Here is a 24,943-nt window from a genome sequence, read left to right as displayed (position 1 = left end):
TCACGCGCAGGGCTCGCTACACTCGGGCGCCCTTAGTCGCCTTCCTGTCCGATGAGCCCAGCCCGCCGTCGCATTGCCGTCGTCAGCACCTCGCGCGCCGACTACGGCCACCTCTATCACGTCATGAAGGGCCTGCAGGCTGCAGAGGATGTCGAGCTGCTGCCGGTGGCGCTGGGCGCGCATGGCTCGCCGCGCTTCGGCGAGACCTGGCGGCGCTTCGCCGAGGATGGATTCCCGCTGGCTGCCCGGCTGGAATGCCTGCTGGACTCCGACAGCGATCTCGGTATGGCCAAGACCATCGGCCTTGCCACCCTGTCCCTGGCCGATTGGCTGGACCGCGAGCGTCCCGACCTGCTGCTGCTGATCGCCGACCGCTACGAGATGCTTGCGCCCGCTTCGGTGGCCCTCGCCCTGCGCATTCCCATCGCCCATATCGAGGGCGGCGAGATCTCCGAGGGCGCTGTGGACGATGCCGTGCGCCATGCGCTGACCAAGCTCTCGCATCTGCACTTCGTGCCGACCGAGCAGGCGCGGCGCCGGGTGCTGGCGATGGGTGAAGAAGCCTGGCGGGTGCATCGGGTGGGCGCGCCCTCGCTCGACCACCTGCACCTAGGTGCCCTGCCCGACCCCGTACCGCTTCTGGCGCGCTGGGGACTGGGTGACGACCTGGCTCCGGTGGTGGTGGCCTGGCATCCGGTCACCCTGCTGCGCGACCCGGCAGCGGAATCGGCCAGTCTGTTCGAGGCGCTGCAGGACTGTGCCCACCCCCTGGCCTTCTGCTTCCCCAATGCCGACGCCGGTCGCGAGGCGATCATCCGCCAGGCCGAGGCCTTCTGCGCGGGGCGCGAGCGGGCAAGGGTCTTCGTCAACCTCGAGCACCGCGAGTACTGGGCGCTGCTGCACGCGGCCGCCGCCCTGGTCGGCAACTCCAGCAGCGGAATCATGGAGAGCCCCTCCCTTTCCCTGCCCTGCGTCAATATCGGCGAGCGCCAGGCCGGTCGCGAGCGCGCCGCGAACATTCTCGACGCACCGGCCGAGCCCGCAGCCATTCGCGAGGCCCTGTCCCGCGCCCTGGATCCGGCGTTCCGCGCCTCGCTCGACGGCATGCAGAGCCCCTATGGCGACGGACACGCCGCCGAGCGCATCGTCGAGGTGCTGCGCCGCGTGCCGCTGGACGCCCGCCTGCTGCGCAAGCGCGCCCTCCCTCTGCGCCGTGGCGAGGAGGCCTTCGATCATGCAGGCTGAGATCCCGCTGGCCTGTCCCGAGTACGACGAGGCCGAGGCCGAGGCCCTGCTCGCCGTGCTGCGCAGCCGGCGCTGGAGCGTGGGTCCGGCGCTACGGCAGTTCGAGGATGGGATGGCAGCGCTCGCTGGCCGCGCCCACGGCGTCGGCGTCAGCTCGGGAACGATGGCCCTGCAGATCGCGCTCGAGGCCTTGGGGATCGGTCCGGGTGACGAGGTAATCGTTCCCGCCTACACCTTCGTCGGTCCGGTCAACGCCATCCTCGGCGCCGGCGCGCATCCGGTGCTGGTTGATGTCGACCCAGTGACGCTGAACATCGACCCGGATTCGGTCGATGCGGTGGTCGGGCCGAACACCCGCGCCATCATGCCGGTGCACCTGTTCGGTCGGCCCGCGCCGATGCCTGCACTGCAGGTTATCGCGGAGGGCCACCGCCTGCGCGTCGTCGACGATGCCTGCGAAGCGGCCGGGGCGCGTGATGAGTCAGGCCCCGTGGGCCGCCACGGCGATATCGCCTGTTTCGCCTTCTATCCGAACAAGCCGGTCTCCGTGGGCGAAGGCGGCATGCTGGTCATGGACGACCCGGACCTGGTCCTGCGCGCCCGCCAGCTGCGCAACCAGGGCAACGACCCGCTCAGCGGGACCGCCATAGTGGACCGCCCCGGCCACAGCGCCCGACTGTCGGAGTGGCATGCGGCGCTGGGCATGGTCCAGTTGAAGCGCCTGGAGGCCTCGATGGCGCGCCGCGAGCGGGTCGCCGCGCTGTATCGGGAGCGCCTGCAGGACGATGAGCGCTTCGAACTGCCTGCTCCGGCAGCCGCAAACCAGCGGATCGCCTGGTTCACCTGGCCACTGCGCCTTGCCCCCCGCCTCGCCGACCGCCGCGACGGCCTGATCCGGGCGCTGCGCGCCGAGGGCATCGGCTGCAACACCTACTTCACCCCGGTCCATCACCTGCCGTTCCACCGCGGGCGCCATCGCCACGGCGCCCTGACGGTCACCGAGAACGTCGGCCGCCGCTGTCTGGCCGTGCCCCTGCATTCGGCGATGGGTGAAGACGAGGTGGATCGGGTGTGCGGGCTGCTGCGGGAGCTGGTCGAGTGCGCGAGCTGATCTCGGCGCAAGGGGTGGTGTGGGCGTGAAGCAGACTTTTCGCAGAACCCGCCTGTAGGAGCCAGCTTGCTGGCGATAGGCGCCCCGGACGGGCCGATCGCCAGCAAGCTGGCTCCTACAGGCAACGGGCGCTGCAAGGTTCGGTTTGCGCCGCAAAGCAGGCCTTGCCGGAGTCAAATTGTGGGAGCGCCCTTGGGCGCGACCGCAGCGCTATGGATTCACCCCAGACCGCGACCAGAGCGGATCTCCGCGGTCGCGCCCAAGGGCGCTCCCACGGTCGGACTTCGTGGGGCGTCAGCATCCCCATAGCATGTGCCTTGGCGCACCGATAAGGGCGTTCGGACGGTACGCGCGGTGCGGCCAGCCGCACCCTATGAATGTCTTCTTTGCACCCGCACCAGCCCTAGCCGCGAAGGATCTTCTCCATCGCCTTGCCGCGGGCCAGCTCATCGACGAGCTTGTCGAGGTAACGGATCTTCTGCATCAGCGGGTCCTCGACGTCTTCCACGCGAACGCCGCAGACGACGCCCTTGATCAGGGCCACGTTCGGGTTGAAGGCCGGGGAATCGGCGAAGAAGGTGCGGAAGTCGGTCTCCTGCTCGATCTGCCGGGCGAGGCCCGCCTCGTCATAGCCGGTGAGCCAGCAGATCACCTGGTCGACCTCCTCGCGGCTGCGGCCCTTCTTCTCGGCCTTGGCGACGTACATCGGGTAGACCTTGGCGAACTTCATCGCGAAGACGCGCTCGTAGGACATGGGCTCCCCTCCCGGTAGCGGGACGCGGTGGTCGCACGTCCCGATGGGTTCGAGCTTACACCGCCGGCCGGGCGGCTGCGCCGCAGGTCGCTACGGCTAAGGTGCCGCAGCTGCCTGTTCGATCACCACATGGCGGTCCACCGACTCGACGCGCACCTCGTCGATGCTGCCGTCCGGCCAGCGAACCTCGAGCCGGTCTATGGCGGGCGTGGTGCCGAGACCGAAGTACAGCTCGGCCGGCGTTTGCGAGAGGTAGCTGCGGTTCCGGCCGGCACTGCGCTGCTGGCGCCGGCCGCCGGCCTCGAGGGTCACCAGAGCCCCCAGCGCCTCGGTGTTCGGGGCGCGTCCGCGCAGGCTCACGGACAGCCAGTGGTGGCCGCTGGCCTGATCGTTGCGCAGCAGGCGCGGCGGGCCGCCGACCTGGGTCAGGACGAGGTCCGGATCGCCATCGCGATCGAAGTCGGCAGCAGCCACTCCGCGACCGACCATCGGGACGGCGAGGTCACCGATCCGATCCTCGGGCAGGCTGACGAAATCGCTGCGGCAGGCTTGGCCGCACTGCCAGAACAGCTGGGCGGACTGGGGGTACTGCTGGCTCTGCTGTACCCGCGCGATTTCGTTCTCGACGTGGCCGTTGGCCTGCACCAGGTCGAGGCGTCCGTCGAGGTCGGCATCGACGAACTGCACGCCGAAGCTCAGTGCCAGGCGTGAGGCCGGGCCGATGCCGGCGACGATTGCCTCGTCGGCGAACTGCGCACTGCCGGCGTGGGCAACGTAGAACGAGCTCATTTCGTTGGCGAAGTTGCCGATGGCAATCGCCCGGCTGCCGTCGCCGAACACTTCTCCAAGGTCGATGCCCATGGCCCCGGTAGCCTGGCCGTTGCGGTCATAGCCGAGACCCCAGGCCTCGCCGACCTCCTCGAATCCCTTGCCGCCCAGGTTCCTGAACACGAAGTTTCGCACGGTGTCGTTGGCGACCATGACGTCGGTCCAGCCATCGCCGTCGAGATCCTGGGTAATCAGGGCGAGGCCCTTGCCAACAGGGAGCCCGGTCTGGGCATGCGCCACGCGGATCCCGGCAGCGGCGCTGATGTCCTCGAAGCGTCCGCCACCGAGATTGCGGTAAAGGTAGCTGTCGGTCCCCGGGAAGTTGCTCGGCGGGCCGTAAGCGCGACCGATGCCATCCAGCCGGTAATCGACCTCGAAGTCGCGCTGGCGCGACCACTCCACGTAGTTAACTACCCACAGTTCCGGCAGTCCGTCGCCGTCCATGTCGAAGAAGCCGGCGCTGCTGCTCCAGCGCTCAGCCTCGCCGGCGACGCCGGCGCCCTCGGTGATCTCGACGAAGCGACCATTCTCGTTGCGGAACAGCCGGTTCGGGCCCACCGCGGCAAGAAACAGGTCCGCGTCGCCGTCGCCGTCGATGTCGCCCACGGCCGGGCCCATGCCGTAGCTCTTCACGCCGGCAAGCCCGGCCGCGGCCGTCACATCTTCGAAGCGGCCGTCGCCACGGTTGCGATACAGGCGCAGCGCGCCCGGCCATTCCGCGTACCCGGCGGCGCCAGGCCAGGGGCCGGAATCGACCAGCAGAAGGTCTTCCAGCCCATCGCCATCATGGTCGAGCCAGGCCACCCCGCCGCCCATGGTTTCGGGCAGCAGGCGTTCGCCGGTGGCCCCGCTGCGGTGGACGAAGTCGATGCCCGCCTCAGAGGTGACGTCGACAAAGGGCAGTGCCGGCAGCTCGGTGCCCTTCGGCGGCTCGCGAAGTGACTCAAGGGCCGCCCTGCCCTCATCGACGATCTGCTCGGGTGGCGCGCTGAGCAGGCTGCGCAGGCCTAATGCCGCGGCGGTGACAAGTCCGAGCACCAGGAGCACGCCCAGCGAGGTGCGGAAGGCGCGACCGATGATGCGGTCATCGCCCTCCTCCCCGGCGTCATCGTGGGGCGGAAGGGGTTCGTTGCTCATGGAGTTCCGGCCTTGAATCGGGTGGCCTCGGGCGCGGCGGCATGCGCCTCGCGCCCGCTGCGCTGCAGGTCGTGGATCACGACCGGATCGGCCGCCGCGCGGGCCGCGGGATAGCGTTGCCTGGCCGCGGCGATGGCGCGGTCGCGCGCGTTCTCATCGACCCGGTAGCGCGCGTGTTCGGCGGCGTGGCGCGCCGAGGCTGCCTCGTCGCCGAGCTCGCGGCGGACCTGGGACAGGTTGTAGTGACTCATCGCGTTCTCGGGGTCCTGCGCCAAGGCGGCCTCGAACCAGCGTGCGGCCTCCTCCAGCGCCGCCTGGCGCTGCGCTGCCTTTGCCTCGCCGCGCAGGCCCTTTGACAGCTCCACCCATGTCTGACCCAGTTCGTTGAGCAGGCGGTAGTCGCGGGAGAAATCGAATCCGCGGGCCCGGGCCTCGGCAAAGCGCGTGTCGGCGAGGCTCTCGAATGCGTCGATGGCTTCGATCAGCTGGCCCTGCTGCTTCAGCAGCAGGCCGCCGAACCAGGTGCGGCTCCAGGGCAATGCCGGCTGGGGATGCTCGCCTGCGCGGCGCAGCGCGTCTGCCGCCTCGTCGAGTCGGCCTTCCTCGAGATAGACCCGGGCAAGATTCAGCGCCCCGTCGGCGAGTCCAAGTGACTCGACGCGCTGGAAGGCTTCCTCGGCCTGCCGAAGCTGTCGGCGCTCGGGCTTGCGCAGCGCGCCGATGCCGTAGTCGTTCCAGCGCTGCCACTCGGGGATCGCTTCATAAGCGACCTGTCCCACGGACTCGCTGCGGCCGACCGGCAGGCTCACGCTGTCCTCGGCCAGCAGGCTGATCGGCAGCGTGTTGCCGCTGAAGCCTTCGCCCTGTACGTAGCGCATCATGGCGGTGTCGAACTTGCGGTAGTGCACCCGCGCCGTCAGGTCCAGCTGGCCCTGCGCGTCCTCGGGCAGCTCGATCCGGAAATGCAGCAGGTCGGCGGCGCCGGGCGGGATCTGGTGGCTGTACAGCGGCACGAAGATGTCTTCCGGATTGCGCCGGTCGATCCTGCGGCCCTCGCGGTCGAGCACGAAGGCGTTGATGAAGTGCGACCACGGGTCGACCTCGCCGGTCGCCGGATCGATGCGGCCGCTGTGGCCGATCAATGCGCCATCAAGACGGGCCTCGATCTCCACCCAGACCTCATTGGAGTCCGCGGTGCCCTCGGTGAACGGATGTCCCAAGCCGAGGGTGCGCACGACCGTCTCCACCAGATAGCTCTTGCCCGGCTGCAGCGCCGGCAGGCTGGGCCGCAGCGGGCCGATCAGCTCGCCGTCGATGCGCCCTTCCGCGCGCAGGGCAACCAGGTCGATGCGCAGTGCCTTCTCCAGCATGTCCTGGTGGGCCGCATTGACGTGGTCGGGAAAGTCCAGCAGCGCCGGAATGCCGGTATTGGCAGCGGGGAACAGGTGGTCGTGCACGCTCAGCCGGCCGCTGCCGTCGAAATCGCGGGCTGCAAAGTCGCCGTCCTCGCGCAGTGGCATGTGGCAGCCGTTGCAGCCGGACTGCGCCTTCGGCGGATAGTAGAAGCTGGTGACGCCGTGCCCGGAAACGCCGCTGAGCAGGAAGCCGTCGTAGTGGTTCTGTCCGCGCAACCATTTGTAATCGTTGAGCGCTTCCGGAAGGTGGACCTTGTGGCAGGTGCCGCAGAACTCGGCCTGCTTGTGCAGCGGCTTGAGGAAGGTGCGCTTGTGGAAGTCGGGATTGGCCTTGATCAGCTGGCGTGAGAGCCAGGCCAGGGCCGGCTGGCCGCTGAAGGCGAAGGGATAGTGGATGGGCTCCTCGATGGTGAAATCACCATTGCCGCGCACGCTGTTGACATGGGTGATGGCGTGACAGCTTGTGCAGGTGATCCCGGCCTTGGCGGTCGGATGATGCTGGTCATCGAAGTCGGGATCGTCGAAGGCCCCGCTCAGCAGCGGCACCAGGTCGTGACAGCCGGCGCAGAAGCGGGCTCCGCGGACGTCGCCATCGCGCTCCAGCATGGCCTGTCGCGTGTTGCGCACGGCGAACAGGTAGACGGGATTGTTGAACGAGGCGAAGCGGTGTGCGCTGTGCTGCCAGCGATCGTGCGCGTCCTTGTGGCAGCTGGCGCAGTAGTCGTCGCGCATCAGCACCTCGCCCGGAATCGGGTTGCCGGTGGCCGAACGCACCAGGGCCGGGGTGAAGTCGGCACTGCCGTCGCGTCCGGGCTGGCCCCAGTCTCGCGGGTCCTGCAGCTGCAGCCAGACCAGCGGGGCGATCACCAGCAGGCCGGAGGCCGCCACGCCCAGCCCCGCTCGCCAGCGGATCCGCGGCCCGGCCAGGCGATGCAGGAGGAACAGCCACAGGCAGAACAGCGGTGTGGCGATATGTGCCCAGTAGGCGAGGCTGCGCCCGGTTGGATGATTGAGCTCGAAACCCTCGAAGCGCACCAGAAGCAGGCCGCTGACGAGCAGGGCGAACACCGCGCCGAACAGGCCGAGTCCGGCGTAGACCGCGCGACGGTTCGGCCGCCGCCAGGTGTTCCGCGTGTGCAGGCCGATGAACACCAGGGCCGGAACCACCAGCAGCAGGCCGGCCAGCAGGTGGAAGGCGAACATCAGCTGGTAGCCGTAGTCCTGGTAGGTGCGCGCGCTATGCCACTCGAGCAGGCTGACGGCGCCGAGATAGACCGAGTTGACCGCCAGCAGGGCGAACAGCACCAGCACACCGCGAAGGAGCCAGCGCAGCCGGGGACCGACCGCCTTGCGCGGCGCGGGGCGAGACCGGGTGACCATCAGCGCCCTCCCTGGAAGCGTTGATTGAACTGCCTGTTCAGGGCATCGCCGCCGGCACGTGCGTCCTGGTCGAGCTCCGCTGTGATGGGCATGGGACCGAGCGTGCCGCCGTCGCGGGTGTACAGGTCCATGTCCTTGGCGTAGCCGCGGGCTTCCAGCACCAGCACGCGGGTATAGCCCTCGGGCGGCGCCGGGGGGGCCTCGAACGAGAGATCCAGGGCGTCGCCCGGGCCTACGATCGCAAAGCCGTCGTCTACCGCTTCAAGCAGGGGCTCGACCGGGCCGAAGTCCGTGTAGGCCCCAACCGGATAGCGGGTGTCCCAGAAGGCGGCGCGCTCGCCGTAGTCGTAGTCCGGGCGCTTGCCGGCGTGGACCTCGCGGCGCGGGAAGCCGATCCGCTGCATCTGCGCGCTGTCCGGCGACAGGACCCGATGGACGAGGGCTTCCGGCGCTGGCTCGACGCGAACGACGTCGAGGCGGTCGAGATAGACCTCGAGATTGCCACGCAGTCGCAGCGCCGGTAGCGGCGTCTCGACGCGCGGCAGCGGCAGGGCGAACTCGCGCGGCATGCCGGCGGGGTAGCCGAACTGGGCGTAGGCCTCGCGCCAGCTACCGCGGCCGTCGCCGAGATCGAGGCTGTAGCTGCGGTAGTCGGCCCCGGCCTGCCAGGCGGCGAAGAGGGTCTGCGAATAGGGGTATTCGACCCAGCCATTGCCCACCACAGCGTAGTCGGCGCCGGGCTGCAGCGGTTCAACGAGGTGCAGTTCGACCCGCTGTTCGCCGGCCAGACGGCCGAGGAAGCGAGGGTCACGCGGACCGGGATCGACGGCCTCGAAGTCGGCCTCGCGCAGGGTCGCCGTGAGGTCACCGCCCTCCCCGTCCCGAATCGAGACCACCGCCGGAGAGGCGGGCGTGCGGTAGAACAGCGGCGCACCGGTCGGCGCCGGCCCGCCGCCGGTATGCATGCGCTCATCGAGGCTCATCGACCAGCCGGGCGGCAGGTCGTAGACGTGCAGGCGGACGCTGTCGAGATAGGCGGCCTCCTCCATCGGCTCGGCGATCTTAAGCCGGTAGGCGCCGTCGCGCTCCACGGCCAGTCCGTCCGGCAGGCGGAAGTACTCCCAGGGGCGCGAGGGCGCGTACTGGCCCGGCGCCAGCAGGAAGCCGATGCCGCCGACGCCCAGCAGGTCGCTGACGAAACGGAATCGCTCGCCGTCCCAGGCGAACAGCACGGGGCAGCTGGCCAGCTGGCGCTGGGTTTCCTCGATACGGTGCAGCTTGCCGGCGGGCAGCGCCAGCTCGGTCTGCATCACCCCGTCGCTCCACTGCAGCTCGACGAAGTCGGCCTGGCCGGCGTCACCGACACCGAAGGCGATCGGCTGCAGGCTCTGCCCGGCGCCGCTGCCGCGGTCGAGCAGGTGGCCGATGCTCCAGTGCGCGCCACGGCGAAGACGGATTTCGGTGCCAATGCCGGAGGCGTTCGAGCGCATGCCGTCGGCGTCGGCGCTGCGTCCACTTGGGGCGAGGGCGACGAAGCCCCAACGGCCCGGACCGGGCGCCGCGCGCCAGAGGCCGGCGTTGTCCTGGTCGAGGTCGGTGAAGATCAGCGCAGGGCCGCGCGCCGGGTCCTCCAGCACGGCCAGCGCCGCGTCGGCGATGGCGGCGTGTTCCCAGAGCAGCCGCCAGGCGCCACCGGCATCGCGGGATACCACGCTGAGCCCTTCGGCGTGGCGCAGCAGCAGGTCCTCGCGTCCATCGCCATCGGCGTCGAGGACATCGACACCCTGCACCGGGGACAGCGTCGGCGGCAGGGCCAGCGGCGCGAGCTCGCCACTGTCCAGGCGCCCCTGCTGGATGCGCCCCTCGCGGTCCACCATCAGCAGGGTCGGGCGTCCTTCGACCTCAAGGTCGACCATGGTGATCGAGCCCCAGCCCTCCTGCCAGATCGGCTCCAGCGGCTGCGGCTCGTAGGCCCAGAGCCGATCATTGCGCAGCCAGTGCAGGCCGCCCTCGGCGTCAAGGAACACCAGATCGAGGTCGCGGTCGCCCTCGGCGTCGACCACCAGCATCTGCACGGCGCCGGCCTGTGGGCCGCGCAGCGCCTCGGCATCGGCTGACAGGGCCCGCCAGCTGCCGTCAAGATTGTTGTTCAGCAGCTCGCCCGGGTTGCCGGCGCCGCCCACGCGGTAGATATCGAGGTCGCCGTCGTGATCGGCATCGAACAGCTGCACGTCGTGGCAGGCCGCGCCCGCCTCTGCGGGCAGCACGTCTGCGCGCGGCGCGTGGCGGCCGCTCCCATCCACCTGCCAGAGCGTGATACCCGAAGCGCCGCAGAGGACGAGGTCGAGCCGGCCATCGTTTTCGAGATCGCCGAAGGCGCCGCTGCGGGCGGCGGAGGGAAAGCCCTGCGGCAGCGGCAGCGCCTGGTAGGTCCGGCCGTCCGCGCGCCACTGCATGGCGCCGTGCGGGCCAAGCAGGAGCAGGTCCTGTCGGCCGTCACCGTCGATGTCGGCCGTGATCAGGCTGCGTCCGGGCTGGACGGGCAATTCGGCGACCCGCTCCGCGGCCTCGAACACGGCGCCCTCGGGTGGCGTGCTCGTGCCGGGTTCGGGCTGGCCAAGCACCTGGGCCATGGCCTTGTCGCCCATCCGGGTATAGCGGAATTCGGCGAGTTTGGCCCGTGGGTTGCCCTGCAGCTTCTGGTAGTCGCCGAGCAGACGGCGCGCCTCCTCGGCCTCACCGCGACCACGCAGTACGAGGGCCGCGGCGTAGTAGGCGCTGCCGAGGTAGGGATCGGCAGAGATCGCCTGGCGGTAGAGGGCGAGGGCTTCGTCAGGCCGATCAAGCTGGCCCATCGCCTGGCCCGTGAAGTACGCGGCATGGGCGTCGGATGAGTCGGCCTTGGCCACCGTCTGAAGATGCGGCAGCGCTTCTTCGACCCGGCCGAGATAGAGGTGGGCCAGCCCGGCCACGTACTGGGCCGGCAGATGTCCCGGATGCTGTTCGAGAATCGACCGGGCAATCGCCAGCGCCCGCTCCTCGTCGCCCTCGGTCTGCCGATTGAGCGTGGCGATGGCCTCGTTGCTGCGCAGCAGCGGCTCGTCGGGACGCTGGGTGGCCAGCTCGGCGAAGATCGCCCTAGCCTCCTCGTTGCGGTACTGGCCCATCAGGCCAACCGCTTCGTTATTGCGGGCAATCAGGTCGTCTGACAGCGGCTCCGGCGCTTGTTTGCAAGCAGCGAGCGCGAGGCCGAGTGAAAGCAGCAGCGCGAGGCGCAGTGTCGGGATCACGGCAGTCGTTCCTTGGCGCGGGCGATGCGCTGGTTGAGGCTGTCGATGCTGATCGCCGCCTCGCCGGCGGGGGCCAGGTAGTCGCGCTGCGCGTATCCGTGGACGGCGCTACGCAGATGGGCACGCATGTCATGGCCGGCGCGGCGGCGGCGCTCGCGGCGCAGGTTCTCGATGTCGATGGGAGCGACGACGACCTTCTCCCCTGGGCCGGGATCGGCCTGGGCCAGGATGCGGCCATCGAAGTCCACCACCATGCTGCCACCCGGCCAGCTGAACGGCGGGTAGTGGGCCATCTGCGCGCCCTGGTTCGCGGCCAGCACGTAGGCGGTGTTCTCAATCGCCCGCGTGCGGTTGATCAGGGTCCACCAGTTCATCGGCTCGGCCGTGCCCCAGGGGTCCATGTAGGCCGATACCCGGATCAGCACCTCGGCCCCGCGGAAAGCCAGTTCGCGGATCGTCTCCGGAAACAGCCAGTCATAACAGATCGCTACGCCAAGCTTGCCGAGTGGCGTGTCGACCACCGGAAACGGATCCTCGGCATAGCCCGCGATGTCGTGCGGGCTGGTGTGCACTTCCCAGGGAATCCAGGTATTCACCTTTCGATAGCGGGCAAGGATGCCGCCCGGGCCGATCAACAGGGTGGTGTTGAAGACATGGCCCGGATAGCGATCGTCGCGCTCGAGGAAGGTGCCGGTCTGGATGTGCAGGTCGAGCTTTTTCGCCAGCCTGCAGTACACGTCGGTATGCGCGTTTGGCAACTCCACCGCCAGCTCGCGGTGCAGGGCCTCGGCGGTCTCGAACACCGGCACGGCGTGGGCGAACTCGGGGAAGGCGAGCAGCTTGACGTCGAAGAACGGTCGGTAGCCAACCACCGTCTGCTCGATGATTTCGGCCATGCGCGCGACCCGCGCGGCGATCTCGTCGCGATGGCGCGGCGCGGGGAAATCGGTCTGGCAGGCGGCGGCGTAGTACATCTCGCGAAGGCTAACCCGGAAGCAGGCTGCGCCGGGTCAATGCGGTCCCTGCCCTGCTCATTCCCACTCGATGGTCGCCGGCGGCTTGCCGGAGATGTCATAGACCACCCGCGACACGCCGCGCAGCTCGTTGATGATCCGCCGCGAAACCCGGTCGAGGAACTCATAGGGCAGATGCGCCCAATGCGCGGTCATGAAGTCGATGGTCTCGACCGCGCGCAGGGCGATCACCCATTCGTAGGCGCGGGCGTCGCCGACCACGCCCACCGACTTCACCGGCAGGAATACCGCGAAGGCCTGGCTGGTCCGGTCGTAGAGGCCGGCAGCGCGCAGTTCCTCGATGTAGATGGCATCGGCCTTGGCCAGCAGTTCGGCGTATTCGCGCTTGACCTCGCCGAGGATGCGCACGCCCAGGCCCGGCCCCGGGAAGGGGTGGCGGAAGACCATCTCGCGCGGCAGGCCGAGCGCCACGCCGAGACGGCGCACCTCGTCCTTGAACAGTTCGCGCAGCGGCTCGACCAGGCCCAGCTTCATGTGCTCGGGCAGGCCGCCGACATTGTGGTGGCTCTTGATGACGTGGGCCTTGCCGGTCTTGCTGCCGGCCGACTCGATGACGTCGGGATAGATCGTGCCCTGGGCCAGCCAGCGGGCATTGGCGCGCTTGTTGGACTCTTCCTCGAAGATCTCGACGAACAGGTTGCCGATGATCTTGCGCTTGCGCTCGGGGTCGCTGACGCCCTCCAGCGCCTTGAAGTAGCGGTCCGCGGCGTTGACCCGGATGACCCGCACGCCAAGATGCTCGGCGAAGGTCGCCATCACCTGGTCGCCCTCCTGCCAGCGCAGCAGCCCGGTGTCGACGAAGACGCAGGTCAGCTGGTCACCGATGGCCTTGTGCAGCAGGGCCGCGACCACCGAGGAATCGACGCCACCCGAGAGACCGAGGATGACCTCGTCACGTCCGACCGTATCGCGGACCCGGGCGATCTGGTCGTCGATGATGTTGTCGGCCGTCCACAGCGCATCGCAGCCGCAGATCTCGCGCACGAAACGCTCAAGCAGGGCCTGGCCCTGTTTGGTGTGGGTCACCTCCGGATGGAACTGCACGCCGTACCAGCGTTTCTCCTCGCAGGCGAAGGCTGCGATCGGAATGCGGTCGGTGGTGGCGGTCACCACGAAACCGGGCGGCTCGCGGGTGACGTGGTCGCCGTGGCTCATCCAGACATCGAGCCGGGGCTCGTTCGCACCCGGATGGTCGCTCATCCCGCCCAGCAGGCGGTCCTGCGCGGCGATACGGACCTCGGCGTGGCCGAACTCACGCTGGTCGGCGGCTTCGGTCGCCCCGCCCAGCTGCGCGGCCATGGTCTGCATGCCGTAGCAGATACCAAGGATCGGCAGCCCGCTGTCGAAGACCTCCTGCGGCGCCTTCGGGCAGTCGGCCTCGGTGGTCGACTCCGGCCCGCCGGAGAGGATGATGCCCTTGGGGCCCCAGGCAGCAATCTCGGCCGGATCGTGGTCCCAGGCCCAGATTTCGCAATAGACCCCGAGTTCGCGCACGCGACGGGCGATCAGCTGCGTGTACTGCGCGCCGAAGTCGAGGATCAGGATCTTGTCGCTGTGGATGTCCATTGGAGCCCGTGATTCGTGATGGGTGATTCGAAGAGTGATGAGTGGCAGCTCGCGGTGACCCGCTGTTGCGAATCACGAATCACGAATCACCAATCACGGAAAGATCAGCTCATCCGATAGTTCGGCGGTTCCTTGGTGATCTGCACATCGTGCACGTGCGATTCGCGCACGCCGGCATTGCTCACCCGGACGAACTCGGGGCGGGTGCGCATGCTGTCGATGTCTGCGCAGCCCACATAGCCCATCGAGGCGCGCAGGCCGCCGGCCAGCTGGTGCACGATCGCGCGCACCGGACCGCGATACGGGACGCGCCCTTCGATGCCTTCGGGGACCAGCTTGTCGGCGTCCGAGGCGTCCTGGAAGTAGCGGTCCTTGCTGCCCTGCTCCATCGCGCCGAGCGAGCCCATGCCGCGGTAGCTCTTGTAGCTGCGCCCCTGGAACAGCTCGATCTCGCCCGGAGCCTCCTCGGTGCCGGCGAACAGGCCGCCGATCATGACCGTCGACGCGCCAGCGGCGATCGCCTTGGCGATGTCACCCGAATAGCGAATGCCGCCGTCGGCAATCAGCGGGATCTGGTCCTTCAGCGCCTCGGCAACCATGCCGATCGCTGTGATCTGCGGCACGCCGACGCCGGCGACGATGCGGGTCGTGCAGATCGAGCCCGGACCCACGCCGACCTTCACCGCGTCGGCTCCCGCATCGAGCAGGGCCAGCGCGGCATCGCCGGTGACGATGTTGCCGCCGATCACCTGCACCCCGGGGAAGGTCTTCTTGACCCAGCGCACGCGATCAAGCACGCCCTGCGAGTGACCGTGCGCGGTGTCGACCACGACCACGTCGACACCGGCCTCCACCAGCGCGGCGATGCGCGCCTCGGTGTCACCACCGACGCCTACGGCCGCGCCCACGCGCAGGCGCTCGTCGGCGTCCTTGGCAGCGTCCGGATTGTCCTGCGCCTTCTGGATGTCCTTGACCGTGATCAGGCCGCGCAGGTGGAAGGCATCATCGACCACAAGCACCTTCTCGATGCGGTGCTTGTGCATCAGCTGCAGGACCTCGTCGTGTCCGGCGCCCTCACGCACGGTCACCAGGCGGTCCTTCTTGGTCATGATGTGGCGGACCGGATCGTCCGGCTTCTTCTCGAAACGCATGTCGCGGCTGGTGACGATGCCGACCAGTTCGTCGCCATCGACCACCGGCACGCCGGAGATGCGTCGGGCGCGGGTCAGCTTCATCACTTCGCCGATGGTCGTGTCCGGGCTGACCGTGAACGGGCTGCGGATGACGCCGGCCTCGAACATCTTCACCGTGCGTACCTCGGTCGCCTGGCGTTCGATGCCCATGTTCTTGTGGATGATGCCGATCCCGCCGAACTGGGCCATGGCGATCGCCAGGTTGGCCTCGGTCACCGTGTCCATCGCGGCCGAGACGATCGGCGTGTTGACCCGGATATCGCGGGTCAACCGGCTGGCCAGCGACACGTCCTTGGGCAGGATCTTCGAGTGGGCTGGCACCAGCGACACATCATCGAAGGTCAGCGCTTCCGTCTTGATCCGCAACATGGACCGCTCCAGCCGAGAAAGCCGGGCATTATAGGGGGAAACGAGGGCCCAGGGCTTGGGAGCGAGGGCTCAGGGCCTAGGGACCAGGGCTCAGGGAAAAGCGAGACGCCCGGCTGCGCCCACCACCCTGCTCTTCTGAGCCCTAGTCCCTGAGCCCTCGCCCAGCGGCCGCTGGGCGCTACCTCACCAATGCCAACGACAGCCACGGCCACCAGGTGATCAGCAGCACGCAGCCGAGCAGGACCAGGAAGAAGCGCCAGCTGGCGCTGACCAGTTCGGTGACCGGGGCTTCGAAGCGGTAGCTGGCGATGAACAGGTTCATCCCGACCGGGGGCGTGAAGTAGCCGAGCTGCAGGTTGGCCAGCAGGATGATGCCGAGGTGCACCGGGTCGATGCCGAAGCCCTGCGCCACCGGCAGCAGCAGGGGCACGAGGATCACCACGGCGGAGAAGATGTCGAGCAGCATGCCGACGCCGAGCAGGAAGACGTTGAGCAGGAGCAGGAATACCCAGGGCGAGTCGACGTGGGCCTGGACCCAGTCGAACAGGCGCATCGGCACTTCCTGGTCGACCAGCCAGTTGGACAGTGCCAGGGCCATGCCGAGAATGATCAGGATGGCGCCGATCAGCCGGGCGGCGTCGGCGCAGGCTGGCAGCAGGCGGCGCAGCGGGATCTCGCGGCGGATCAGAACCGTGGTCACCAGCACATAGAGCGCAGTGACCGCGGCGGCCTCGGAGGCGGCCAGCAGGCCGCCATAGATGCCCCCCAGCACCAGCACCGGCAGGGGCAGCTCCCAGCGCGCGTCGATCAGCGATGCCACGGCCTCGCGGCGGTCGAAGTCCGGGCCGGGCGGCAGGTGGCGGCCGGCCTGCACGGCCAGCAGGGACATGGCGAAGACCATCAGCACGCCCGGGGCGATGCCGGCGAGGAACAGGTCCTGGATGCTTACCGGCGGATCGGTGCCGAGCTGGCCGGCGACGAAACCATAGAGGATCAGCGGCAGGGAGGGCGCAAACAGCAGGCCGAGGCTGCCGGCCGAGGTCAGCAGACCGAGCACGAAGCGGCGCTCGTAGCCGGCGGCGATCAGGGCCGGAAACAGCAGGGCGCCGAGGGCGACGATGGTCACTCCCGATGCGCCGGTAAAGGCGGTGAACAGGGCGCAGCTGACCACGGCGACGATGGCCAGCCCGCCAGGCAGCCAGCCGAGCCAGGCGCGGGACAGGCGCACCAGTCTCTGCGGCGCGCCGCTGTCGCCAAGCAGGCAGCCGGCCAGCGCGAACAGGGGGATCGCCTCAAGCCCGGGCATCTGGCCAAGGCGCTGGAACTCGACCGCGACGATGGTCAGGTCGTAGTCGGCCTGGAGGAAGCCGAGCAGTGCCGCAGCGCCGATCAGCACGAACAGCGGCGCGCCGAGCAGGGCCGCCACCAGCAGGCCGATCCAGGCGAGCACCATCATGGGTGCGGCCTGCGCGGCGGTGGCCCGAAGAACACCTGCAGGGCAAAGCGCAGGGCCATGAAGCCGAAGCCCAGGGGAATCACCGCGCTGATCCACCAGGCGGGAACGCCGGCAAAGGCGACCTCGCCCATTTCCTGCTCAAGCAGCAGCAGCTGCCAGCCCAGCCAGCCCATCACGGCACAGAAGGCCGAGGCCAGCGCGGCGGCCAGACGATCGAGCACGGCCTGCGCGACCGAGCCTAAACGGTGCGCGGCGAGGTCGATGCGTACGTGGCGTCCTTCCCTGGTCGCCGCCAGCGCGCCAAGCAGGGCAATCCACAGGACCAGACCGCGGCCGGCCGCCTCGGCGCCGATCCAGCCTTCATGGAACAGGGCGCGGCGAAAGATCTGCACGCTGGAAAGCAGCACCAGTCCGAGCAGCAGGCCACCCAGCAGGGCGTCCTCGGCGCGGCGCAATGCGCCGGCGATGCGCTGTCCCGGGGACACGGCTCAGCGTCGCTGCGTGTCCACCACGCGGCGCAGCTCGGCCAGCATGCCGGCATCGAGCCTGCCCTCGGCGACCAGCTGGTCGCCGACCTCGCGGCCGATCCGCCGCCAGCGCTCGACCTCCTCGGGGCTGGCCTCGATCCGCTTCACACCCAGTTCCAGCAGGGCCTGCATGGCCTGGGTATCGGCCTCCCGGTTGCTGGCGTCGAGGCGTTCGCCGGCGCGCCGGAAGGCAGCCACCACGGCCTGCTGGTCGGCCTCGGAGAGCTTGCCGAAGGCGCGCTCCTGCACCACCAGGAATCCGGTGACGTAGGACAGGGGCAGGTCAAGGATCTGGCGCAGGCCGTTATGCCACTGCAGGGCAATTGCCCCCGCTGGCGTATTGCCCACGGTGTCGATCAGGCCGCTTTGCAGGGCGGTGAACACGTCGGCCAGCGGCAGCGGCAGCGGACTGATGCCGCCCTTCCTGAAGGTCAGTTCGGCGATCAGGTCGCCCTGCGGCACCCAGACCTTGCGTGCCTCAAGGGCCTTGGAGTGGGAGATGTCCGCCGCGCTCATCAGATAGGCAAAGCCCACGCCGCTGAGCGACAGCAGGCGGAAACCCTTGTCCTTCAGTTCGGCAGCCAGCTTGGCGTCGAGGGCCTGGCGCGCCGCCTGCACCTCGTCTTCGTCGTCAAACAGGAACGGCAGACCGTAGATGGGGGCGTTCGGGGCCACCGAGGCCAGCTCGGTGGCGGTCAGCGCCCCGCCCTGCAGCTGGCCAAGGCGAATCTTCTTCATCACCGTGCTGTCGTTGCCCATGACCCCGCCCGGGTAGAACTTGATCTTCACCCGACCCTCGCTGGCCTGCTCGGCTTCCTTCGCAGCCTGGCGCATGGCGGTCATCCAGGCAGAGCCCTCCGGTGCCAGGGTGGCGATCTTCAGGGTGGCGGCAGCGGCCTGCAGAGAGCAGCACAGCGCCAGACCCAGCAGCAGCGCGCGGCTAGAAAAACTCATCGGCGGTTTCCTTCAGTTGACGGGCGCGCTCCTGCGCCAGCGTATTGGCCAGCGTCAGCCCCGGCGCGACCGGATCGGCCGACAGCACCTCGTCGACCAGCCGGTCATGCAGCGGCCGCTCGAACAGCAGCCGGGCGTAGTACTGAGCGAACAGCGTCTTGGCCATCAGGTTGGCGCCCGAGGAGAGGACGATGGCGCGCTCGAAGGCCGCCCTGCCCCGCTCGGGCTGGCCACCGACTGCCGACGGGCGCAGCGAGTGCAGCACCCCGAGGTAGACGAAGACCATGCCCTGCTCGCGGCGCGGGTCCTCGGCCGCAACGCGCTCCAGCAAGGCCTGCGCCTTGGGCAGCGCCGCAATGGCGCGGAAGTCGTCGCTGTGCGCCTGGATGTAGCCGGTCCAGCTGCTGCCCAGCACGTATAGGGTCTCAACGTCTTTGGCCGGGTGCGCGGCGACGCTGTCGACGAAGCGGTCGACCGGTCCGTCGAGGTCACGACACAACGGCGACCGCTCGTCGAGGCAGGCCAGACGACGGGCGTAGCCGAAGCCGCGGCCGGACAGGCGCTTTGCCCTCTCCGGCTCGTCGATGAAACTGCCTGAGTACGTGCCGTACAGGCTGGCAGCGGCCGAAAGCAGGGGGGCGCTGTCGGAGCGTCCCTCGATCAGGCCGTCGAGCAGCACCAGATAGGCGGGAAGCGCCGCGGAAACCGTGGCCGGGTCATCGTGGTTGCGGATACCGGCGTCCAGCCCGCTGCCGACGGGGCGCAGCAGCGACGCACAGCCGGCGATGGCCAACAGCCCGAGGCAGGCGATCAGCCAGCGCAGCGGGGTCATGCCGCGGAGCGTCCTTCGGCGAGCTCGGCGGCCTCGACGGTGTTCTGCATCAGGGTGGCGACGGTCATCGGTCCGACGCCGCCCGGAACCGGCGTGATCCACGAGGCGCGCCGGGCTGCCGCCTCGTACTCGACATCGCCGACGAGGCGGCCGTCGTCGAGGCGGTTGATCCCGACGTCGATGACCACGGCTCCCGGCTTGATCCAGTCACCCGGCACGATGCCCGGCCGGCCGACCGCGACGACCACGATGTCGGCATGCGAGATCACCCGCTGCAGCTCTTCGCGCGGGGTGAACTTGTGGCAGGCGGTGACCGTGCATCCAGCGATGAGGAGTTCGGACACCATGGGGCGGCCGACATGATTGCTGACGCCGACGACCACCGCGTTACGCCCGCGCACCGGACGGTCGGTGTGCCCCAGCAGCGTGATGATGCCCTTGGGCGTGCAGGGGCGAAGCCCGAGCTGACGCAGCGCGAGGCGCCCGACATTGGTCGGATGGAAGCCGTCTACATCCTTGTTGGGGTCGATCAGGTCGAGCAGGCCGATGGCATCCATGTGCGGCGGCAAGGGCAGCTGGACCAGGATCCCGCTGACCTGCGGGTCGGCGTTCAGGCGCAGGATCAGCGCGCGCAGTTCGGCCTCGCTGGTCTCGGCGGGCAGGTCGAAGTCAAACGAGCGGAAGCCGATCCGCTCGCAGGCGCGGCGCTTGTTGCGAACATAGACCGCCGAGGCCGGGTCGGCACCTACCAGCACCACGGCCAGTCCGGGTGCGGGAAGCCCCTGTTCAGTGCGGACGCGCACGCGGCGGCGCAGATCATCGATGAGCTGGTCGGCGATGGCCTTGCCATCGAGAACGCGCGCGGACATCCCCACTCCCTTGCGATACAGTTCCGGAATTATCGCCGATGAGGCCCTTCGCGGGCGAACCTGCAGGAAGCACCATGGACCGAACCGAACTCGAGGCCGCGGCCTTCCGCCGCCTGATCGCCCACCTGCGTGAGCGCAGCGATGTGCAGAACATCGACCTGATGATCCTGGCCGGCTTCTGCCGCAACTGCCTTGCGAACTGGTACCAGGAGGCCTCGGACAGCCTCGGCACGCCGGTTTCCAAGGACGAGGCCCGCGAGGCGGTCTACGGCATGCCGTTCGCTGAATGGAAGGCGAAGTACCAGCGTGAGGCAACGCCAGAGCAGCTCGCGGCATTCGAGGCGGCCCAGGCCAAGCACTGAGCCGCCCGCGCAGCGGCGCTGAGGAAGGCGGTCGACACCCGCCGGCGCCACCGCGAAACCGCGCGCGCCCGTAGAGAGCAGCTTGCTGCGCTGAGTCCTGCCCCCGGCGATCCTCTGCAGGACCTCAGCCCGCTCCATCGCTGGCGCAGACCTGCCCCGGCACGCTGAGCGGCGCGCCACCCGCGCCGCAGGCCGGACAGTCGGGGTCGGGGCGCAGGCGCAGGCTGCGGAACTCCATGCTCAGCAGGTCGACGCACAGCAGGCGACCGTCCAGCGATTCGCCGAGGCCGAGGATCAGTTTCAGCGCCTCGGTCGCCTGCAGCAAGCCGAGCACTCCCGGCACCGCCCCCAGCACGCCGACCTCGGCGCAGTTCGGCGCCGCATCGCGCTCCGGCGGCAGCGGGAACAGGCAGCGGTAGCAGGGGGACTGGCCGCGGCGGCGCCCGGCATCGAAGACGGTGACCTGGCCCTCGAAACGGTGGACGGCGGCATAGACCAGCGGCTTGCGCAGGACCACGCAGCGATCAGAGAGAAGGTAGCGCGTGGAGAGGTTGTCCGATCCGTCGACGACCAGATCGCAGTCGGCGACCAGGGCGTCGACGTTGTCCTCGCCCAGGCGGCCGACCCGGGCGTCGACCCGGATACGCGGGTTCAGGGCCTCCAGCGTGGCGCGGGCAGACTCCGCCTTGGCGATGCCGATCCGGGCGTCGTTGTGCAGCACCTGGCGCTGCAGGTTGCTGCGCTCGACCCGGTCGTCGTCCACGACCCGCAGTTCCCCCACCCCGGCCGCTGCAAGGTAGAGCAGGCAGGGTGACCCAAGTCCCCCTGCGCCGACCACCAGCACCCGCGCAGCGGCGAGCTTGCCCTGACCGTCGAGACCGATCTCCGGCAGTCGCAGATGGCGGGAGTAGCGGTCGCTCGCATCGGCGTCCAGTCCGCCGCGGGCGACGGGCAGACCGGCAGCCTTCCAGGCATCGAAACCGCCGGCGACCGAGCGGACGTCGGAGAAGCCAATCTGGCGGAGCGTCTCCGCGGCCAGCAGGGAACGACTGCCCGAGGCACAGATCAGGGCCAGCGGCTGTTCCGCACCCAATCCGCTCTCGGCCAGACGCAGCTCGAGACGGCTGCGCGGCAGCGACATCGAAGGATCAGGAGCACCGGCGGCGCGCTCGGGCTCCTCACGCACATCGACCAGGGTTCGCTTGCCGGAGGCGGCCTGAGCTGCCGCTTCGTCCGCGCCGATCTCACCGATCTCGCGGCGCAGGCGATCGAGGAGGGTCTGCGCGTCCACCGCCCTGCTCAGCGCCGCTTGACGTGCCGGATCAGCCGCTTGCGCTGCTTGACCTGCTTGTCGGTCAGCTCGTTCTTCTTGCCCTCGTAGGGGTTTGCGCCGGCGCGGAACTCCAGGCGGAGCGGCGTGCCGACCAGCTTGAAGCGACGGCGCAGGAAATTCTCGAGATAGCGCTTATAGCTCTGTGGCAGCGAGGCCACCCGCGTGCCGTGGATGACCACGGTGGGGGGATTGGTGCCGCCCGGGTGGGCGTAGCGCAGCTTGGCGACATGGCCGCGCACCACAGGGGGCTGCAGGGCCTCGTAAGCCGCCTCGATGGCGCGGGTCAGTTCGGACGTGCTGAACTGCCGGGTCGCCGACTCGAAAGTCTTGTGCACCGCCCGGAACAGCTCCCGGATGCCCGAGCCGTGCTTGGCCGAGAGGGTCAGCACCTGGGCGTACTCGACGAAGGCCAGCTTTCGCGAGACGTCGTTGCGGCACTGCTCGCGCTGGTATTCGTCGAGGCCATCCCACTTGTTCAGGCAGACCACCAGGCCGCGACCGGATTCCAGCACCTGGCCAAGCACGGTGGAGTCCTGGTCGGTCACGCCCTCACGGGCGTCCAGCAGCATTACCACCACCTGGGCCGACTCGATGGCCTGCAGGGTCTTGAGCACGCTGAACTTCTCGACGGCTTCCTCGACCCGGGCCCGGCGCCGGATGCCGGCGGTGTCGATCAGGCGGTACTTGTGGCCATCGCGCTCGAGGTCGACGGCGATGGCGTCGCGCGTCGTGCCGGGCACGTCGGAGGCGATCACCCGCTCCTCGCCGAGCAGACGGTTGACCAGGGTCGACTTGCCGACATTGGGCCGGCCGACGATCGCAAGGCGCATGCGGTCGGGCTCGGTCTGGTCGAGTGCCTCGCCAGGCTCGGGCTCGGGCAGCCGCGCGGCCAGCTCTTCGAGCACCGGGCCCAGGCCGCGCTGGTGCGAGGCGGCGACGGCGAAGGCCGGCTGCACGCCCAGTACCGAGAAGTCGGCCATGGCCTGGTCGGCATCCAGGCCATCGGTCTTGTTGACCAGCAGCAGCATGGGCCGATTGCAGCGACGCGCATCGGCCACCACCTGGTGGTCATAGCTCAGGACACCATCGCGGGCGTCGACCACGATGGCGATCACCGCAGCCTCCTGCATGGCCTGCATGGATTGCTGCGAGGTCAGGCCAGCCAGGCCCTCGGGGTCGTCGCTGAGCCCACCGGTATCGACCACCAGGAACGGGTTGTCGAGCAGCCGGCAGATGCCGAACTGGCGATCGCGGGTGACCCCGGGCTGGTTGGCGACCAGGGCATCGCGAGAGCGGGTAAGCGCGTTGAACAGGGTCGACTTGCCGACGTTAGGTCGGCCGACCAGGGCGACCATCGGCAACATCGACATGTCTCCTCAGGAACCGGCGCGGAAGGCAACCAGCTTGCCGCGAATGCCGCGCACGTAGACCACGCCATCGGCGCCGGTCTGCGGTGTGGCGCGGACCGCCTTGCGTCCCACGCGCTCGCGCGCCTGAAGCGAGCCGTCCTCGAGCGAGAGCCAGTGGACATAACCCTTGAGGTCGCCGAACACCACATGCCGATCGGTCACGCCCGGCGCGGTCAGCCAACGGTAGGCCAGCCCGTCCTGACGCCAGAGCGAAGCGCCGGTGCGGCGGTCCAGCGCCCAGACGTTGGCGTTCTTGTCGGCGACCAGGATCTTGTCTCCACTGAGCGCCAGCCCGGCATAGACCGACATCTCGCGATTCCACAATGGGCGACCGCTACCGAGGTCGAGCGCCTGGACCTGGCCATTGAAACTCGCCACGTAGACCTCGCTGCCGGAGACGACAATCTCGCCGTCGACGTCGACCATGCGGTCGAGCTCATTGCGACCCTTGGGCTCGGAGATGGTCTGTTCCCAGCGCTGGCTGCCATCCTCGAGCGAGACCGCGGACACCGTGCCGTTGTCGTAGCCGAGGATCACCAGATCACCGGCGATCACAGGCGCCGCGTTGCCGCGCAGGGTCAGCGAGGGCAGGCCGCGGTCGTACACCCAGCGCCGGGTTCCGTCGGTGATGGAAAAGGCATAGGTCCGACCGTCGTTTACGCGGACCACGGCCAAGCCGCGACCGACCGCCGGGCGCGTGATCACCTCGGATGAGACCTGGGCGCGCCAGCGCTCGGAGCCGGAGTCGGGGTTGTAGGCCAGCACCGTGCCGTCGAGGCCGCCGACCACCAGAGTGTCTTCGCCGACTCCGGGCCCGCCGGACAGCCGCAGACCGGTCTCCACCTGCCACAGTTCGCGGCCGGTGGCGGCATCGAGCGCGGTCAGGTCGCCCTCGACATCGGCGGCGAACACGCGGCCGCCGTCAAGCGCCACCGCCTGGCGCAGGCCAAGCTGCCGCTCGCCCTTGCCGGTGGATTCGCTCCAGATCTGGTCGACGTCGACGCCGGTATCGATGTCTGCCAGTTCCGTCGGCGGCTCGATGTTCTCGCGGTTGGTCTTGCTCTTGAATATGCCGCAGCCGCCAAGGGCCAGGGCCGCCAGCGCAATCAGAAGTGCCTGTTTCTTCACCCTTGCGCCTCGTCTTCTTCGTTGTTGACGCCCAGGTCGAGCAGCTTGAGCTCGACCAGACGCCGCGTCGGCAGCGTCTCGTCCATATCTTCCAGGGCCGCCTTGTAAGCGGCCACCGCCTCGTCATTCCGGCCGAGCGCCAGCAGCGCGTCGCCGCGTGCATTCAGCGCCGTCCCCCGCTTGAACCCCTCGAGCAGCTCGAGCGCGGCCTGCGGGTTGCCGGCGGCGATCTGGGCGCGGGCCAGACGGACCGCCGTGAAGTCGGCAAGCAATGGGTCAGCGGCCTGGGCCCGGGCCGCTGCCAGCGTCTCCACTGCGGCCTGGGTCTCGCCGGCCTCGAGCTGCAGCTCGGCCTGGGTAAGGCCGGCAAGCACGGCGTACGGGGTCCGCTCGTATTCGGCGCTGAGCACCTCGGCCACCTTGGCGGCCAGTTCACGATCGCCGCCTTCGACGGCGCTGGTCATGGCCACGAACTGGCTGGACGCTTCCAGGGCGCGGTTGCGCTCCTTGGCGTTCCACCACTGCCAACCGCCGATGGCAGCGATGCCGATGGCGATGCCGGTCACGATCGAGGCGCCGTTCTCGCGCAACCACGCGCGTACGCGTTCGCCCTGTTCGTGTTCGTCCATCAATTCCATGCTCATGGGTCTGACCTGATTCCCTGGGTGTCGATTTCTAATGGCGCCGGCGTGGGCGCGCTCCGCAACATGGCCGGCCCGCAATGAGCCGGGCCTTAACCCGCGCCTTCGAC

Annotated in this window: 19 protein-coding genes; 3 read left to right on the top strand and 16 right to left on the bottom strand. The window is 69.1% G+C overall.

Going from position 1 to position 24,943, the window contains the following annotated elements:
* Positions 1 to 51: 51 nt before the first annotated feature.
* Together neuC and M0G41_RS04830 are read left to right on the top strand one after the other, a co-directional pair.
* Complete coding sequence (gene neuC / locus M0G41_RS04835) at positions 52 to 1,245, top strand: UDP-N-acetylglucosamine 2-epimerase (RefSeq protein ID WP_248205839.1); 1,194 nt, start codon at positions 52 to 54, stop codon at positions 1,243 to 1,245.
* Positions 1,235 to 2,356, top strand: a complete 1,122-nt coding sequence (locus M0G41_RS04830; protein ID WP_248205836.1) for a DegT/DnrJ/EryC1/StrS family aminotransferase — start codon at positions 1,235 to 1,237, stop codon at positions 2,354 to 2,356. The genes neuC and M0G41_RS04830 overlap by 11 nt, the downstream gene beginning before the upstream one ends.
* 403 nt (positions 2,357 to 2,759) lie before the next feature.
* On the opposite strand, the gene M0G41_RS04825 is transcribed toward M0G41_RS04830, so the two are convergent.
* The 12 genes from M0G41_RS04825 to folD all read right to left on the bottom strand — a co-directional run bounded on the left by M0G41_RS04825 (position 2,760) and on the right by folD (position 19,960).
* On the bottom strand, positions 2,760 to 3,110 hold the full coding sequence (locus M0G41_RS04825; RefSeq protein ID WP_248205833.1) for a DUF2200 domain-containing protein: 351 nt from the start codon (positions 3,108 to 3,110) through the stop codon (positions 2,760 to 2,762).
* 96 nt (positions 3,111 to 3,206) lie between these two features.
* Positions 3,207 to 5,075, bottom strand: coding sequence for a CRTAC1 family protein (locus M0G41_RS04820; RefSeq protein WP_248205830.1), 1,869 nt, complete (start codon positions 5,073 to 5,075; stop codon positions 3,207 to 3,209).
* The gene (locus M0G41_RS04815; protein WP_248205827.1) at positions 5,072 to 7,870 is read right to left on the bottom strand and encodes a multiheme c-type cytochrome; all 2,799 of its coding nucleotides are present in this window, start codon (positions 7,868 to 7,870) and stop codon (positions 5,072 to 5,074) included. Before M0G41_RS04815 ends, M0G41_RS04820 begins: the two co-directional genes overlap by 4 nt.
* A complete protein-coding gene (locus tag M0G41_RS04810) occupies positions 7,870 to 11,160 on the bottom strand; it encodes a CRTAC1 family protein (RefSeq protein WP_248205824.1) in 3,291 nt (1,096 codons plus the stop codon). Before M0G41_RS04810 ends, M0G41_RS04815 begins: the two co-directional genes overlap by 1 nt.
* Complete coding sequence (locus M0G41_RS04805; protein ID WP_248205819.1) at positions 11,157 to 12,134, bottom strand: nitrilase-related carbon-nitrogen hydrolase; 978 nt, start codon at positions 12,132 to 12,134, stop codon at positions 11,157 to 11,159. Before M0G41_RS04805 ends, M0G41_RS04810 begins: the two co-directional genes overlap by 4 nt.
* Before the next feature lie 57 nt (positions 12,135 to 12,191).
* Positions 12,192 to 13,760 carry a glutamine-hydrolyzing GMP synthase gene (guaA, locus tag M0G41_RS04800; protein ID WP_248205817.1) on the bottom strand — a complete coding sequence of 523 codons (1,569 nt, stop codon included), beginning with the start codon at positions 13,758 to 13,760 and terminating at the stop codon, positions 12,192 to 12,194.
* Between the two features lie 104 nt (positions 13,761 to 13,864).
* Entirely contained in the window at positions 13,865 to 15,322 is a 1,458-nt protein-coding gene (gene guaB, locus M0G41_RS04795) for an IMP dehydrogenase (protein ID WP_248205813.1), read from the bottom strand.
* A gap of 178 nt (positions 15,323 to 15,500) precedes the next feature.
* Complete coding sequence (locus tag M0G41_RS04790) at positions 15,501 to 16,778, bottom strand: TRAP transporter large permease (RefSeq protein ID WP_248205810.1); 1,278 nt, start codon at positions 16,776 to 16,778, stop codon at positions 15,501 to 15,503.
* Positions 16,775 to 17,263 carry a TRAP transporter small permease gene (locus M0G41_RS04785; protein ID WP_248205807.1) on the bottom strand — a complete coding sequence of 163 codons (489 nt, stop codon included), beginning with the start codon at positions 17,261 to 17,263 and terminating at the stop codon, positions 16,775 to 16,777. The genes M0G41_RS04790 and M0G41_RS04785 overlap by 4 nt, the downstream gene beginning before the upstream one ends.
* Before the next feature lie 3 nt (positions 17,264 to 17,266).
* Positions 17,267 to 18,259 (bottom strand): TRAP transporter substrate-binding protein DctP, encoded by a 993-nt coding sequence (gene dctP, locus M0G41_RS04780; protein WP_248205805.1) that lies wholly within the window; start codon positions 18,257 to 18,259, stop codon positions 17,267 to 17,269.
* Entirely contained in the window at positions 18,246 to 19,091 is an 846-nt protein-coding gene (locus M0G41_RS04775; RefSeq protein WP_248205802.1) for a TRAP transporter TatT component family protein, read from the bottom strand. Before M0G41_RS04775 ends, dctP begins: the two co-directional genes overlap by 14 nt.
* Entirely contained in the window at positions 19,088 to 19,960 is an 873-nt protein-coding gene (folD, locus tag M0G41_RS04770) for a bifunctional methylenetetrahydrofolate dehydrogenase/methenyltetrahydrofolate cyclohydrolase FolD (RefSeq protein WP_248205799.1), read from the bottom strand. Before folD ends, M0G41_RS04775 begins: the two co-directional genes overlap by 4 nt.
* Before the next feature lie 38 nt (positions 19,961 to 19,998).
* On the opposite strand from folD, the gene M0G41_RS04765 reads away from it, so the two are divergent.
* Complete coding sequence (locus tag M0G41_RS04765; RefSeq protein WP_425511230.1) at positions 19,999 to 20,322, top strand: DUF1244 domain-containing protein; 324 nt, start codon at positions 19,999 to 20,001, stop codon at positions 20,320 to 20,322.
* Between the two features lie 124 nt (positions 20,323 to 20,446).
* Here the strand turns inward: M0G41_RS04765 and moeB are convergent, their stop codons facing one another.
* The 4 genes from moeB to M0G41_RS04745 are packed head-to-tail and all read right to left on the bottom strand — an operon-like array spanning position 20,447 to position 24,836.
* Positions 20,447 to 21,613 carry a molybdopterin-synthase adenylyltransferase MoeB gene (gene moeB / locus M0G41_RS04760; protein ID WP_248205794.1) on the bottom strand — a complete coding sequence of 389 codons (1,167 nt, stop codon included), beginning with the start codon at positions 21,611 to 21,613 and terminating at the stop codon, positions 20,447 to 20,449.
* A gap of 8 nt (positions 21,614 to 21,621) precedes the next feature.
* Positions 21,622 to 23,019 carry a ribosome biogenesis GTPase Der gene (gene der, locus M0G41_RS04755; RefSeq protein ID WP_248206338.1) on the bottom strand — a complete coding sequence of 466 codons (1,398 nt, stop codon included), beginning with the start codon at positions 23,017 to 23,019 and terminating at the stop codon, positions 21,622 to 21,624.
* Positions 23,020 to 23,031: 12 nt separating this feature from the next.
* Positions 23,032 to 24,192: an outer membrane protein assembly factor BamB gene (gene bamB / locus M0G41_RS04750; RefSeq protein WP_248205790.1), complete on the bottom strand. Its 1,161-nt coding sequence runs from the start codon at positions 24,190 to 24,192 to the stop codon at positions 23,032 to 23,034.
* On the bottom strand, positions 24,189 to 24,836 hold the full coding sequence (locus tag M0G41_RS04745; protein ID WP_248205788.1) for a YfgM family protein: 648 nt from the start codon (positions 24,834 to 24,836) through the stop codon (positions 24,189 to 24,191). Before M0G41_RS04745 ends, bamB begins: the two co-directional genes overlap by 4 nt.
* Positions 24,837 to 24,943: the final 107 nt, after the last annotated feature.

The sequence above is a fragment of the Pseudomarimonas salicorniae genome (genome assembly GCF_023156535.1).
GTDB lineage: Bacteria > Pseudomonadota > Gammaproteobacteria > Xanthomonadales > Xanthomonadaceae > Pseudomarimonas > Pseudomarimonas salicorniae.
The sequence above is the reverse complement of the archived record's forward strand: the minus strand, read 5'-3'. Positions and strand labels throughout refer to the sequence as shown.

Excerpts from the sequence above, each read along its gene's own strand:
- guaA (WP_248205817.1), bottom strand. The coding sequence starts at position 13,760 with ATGGACATCCACAGCGACAAGATCCTGATCCTCGACTTCGGCGCGCAG.
- folD (WP_248205799.1), bottom strand. The coding sequence starts at position 19,960 with ATGTCCGCGCGCGTTCTCGATGGCAAGGCCATCGCCGACCAGCTCATC.
- M0G41_RS04830 (WP_248205836.1), top strand. The coding sequence starts at position 1,235 with ATGCAGGCTGAGATCCCGCTGGCCTGTCCCGAGTACGACGAGGCCGAG.
- M0G41_RS04775 (WP_248205802.1), bottom strand. The coding sequence starts at position 19,091 with ATGACCCCGCTGCGCTGGCTGATCGCCTGCCTCGGGCTGTTGGCCATC.
- M0G41_RS04825 (WP_248205833.1), bottom strand. The coding sequence starts at position 3,110 with ATGTCCTACGAGCGCGTCTTCGCGATGAAGTTCGCCAAGGTCTACCCG.
- M0G41_RS04745 (WP_248205788.1), bottom strand. The coding sequence starts at position 24,836 with ATGAGCATGGAATTGATGGACGAACACGAACAGGGCGAACGCGTACGC.
- M0G41_RS04820 (WP_248205830.1), bottom strand. The coding sequence starts at position 5,075 with ATGAGCAACGAACCCCTTCCGCCCCACGATGACGCCGGGGAGGAGGGC.
- M0G41_RS04765 (WP_425511230.1), top strand. The coding sequence starts at position 19,999 with ATGAGGCCCTTCGCGGGCGAACCTGCAGGAAGCACCATGGACCGAACC.
- M0G41_RS04790 (WP_248205810.1), bottom strand. The coding sequence starts at position 16,778 with ATGATGGTGCTCGCCTGGATCGGCCTGCTGGTGGCGGCCCTGCTCGGC.
- neuC (WP_248205839.1), top strand. The coding sequence starts at position 52 with ATGAGCCCAGCCCGCCGTCGCATTGCCGTCGTCAGCACCTCGCGCGCC.
- dctP (WP_248205805.1), bottom strand. The coding sequence starts at position 18,259 with ATGAGTTTTTCTAGCCGCGCGCTGCTGCTGGGTCTGGCGCTGTGCTGC.
- der (WP_248206338.1), bottom strand. The coding sequence starts at position 23,019 with ATGTTGCCGATGGTCGCCCTGGTCGGCCGACCTAACGTCGGCAAGTCG.
- M0G41_RS04805 (WP_248205819.1), bottom strand. The coding sequence starts at position 12,134 with ATGTACTACGCCGCCGCCTGCCAGACCGATTTCCCCGCGCCGCGCCAT.
- M0G41_RS04815 (WP_248205827.1), bottom strand. The coding sequence starts at position 7,870 with ATGGTCACCCGGTCTCGCCCCGCGCCGCGCAAGGCGGTCGGTCCCCGG.
- guaB (WP_248205813.1), bottom strand. The coding sequence starts at position 15,322 with ATGTTGCGGATCAAGACGGAAGCGCTGACCTTCGATGATGTGTCGCTG.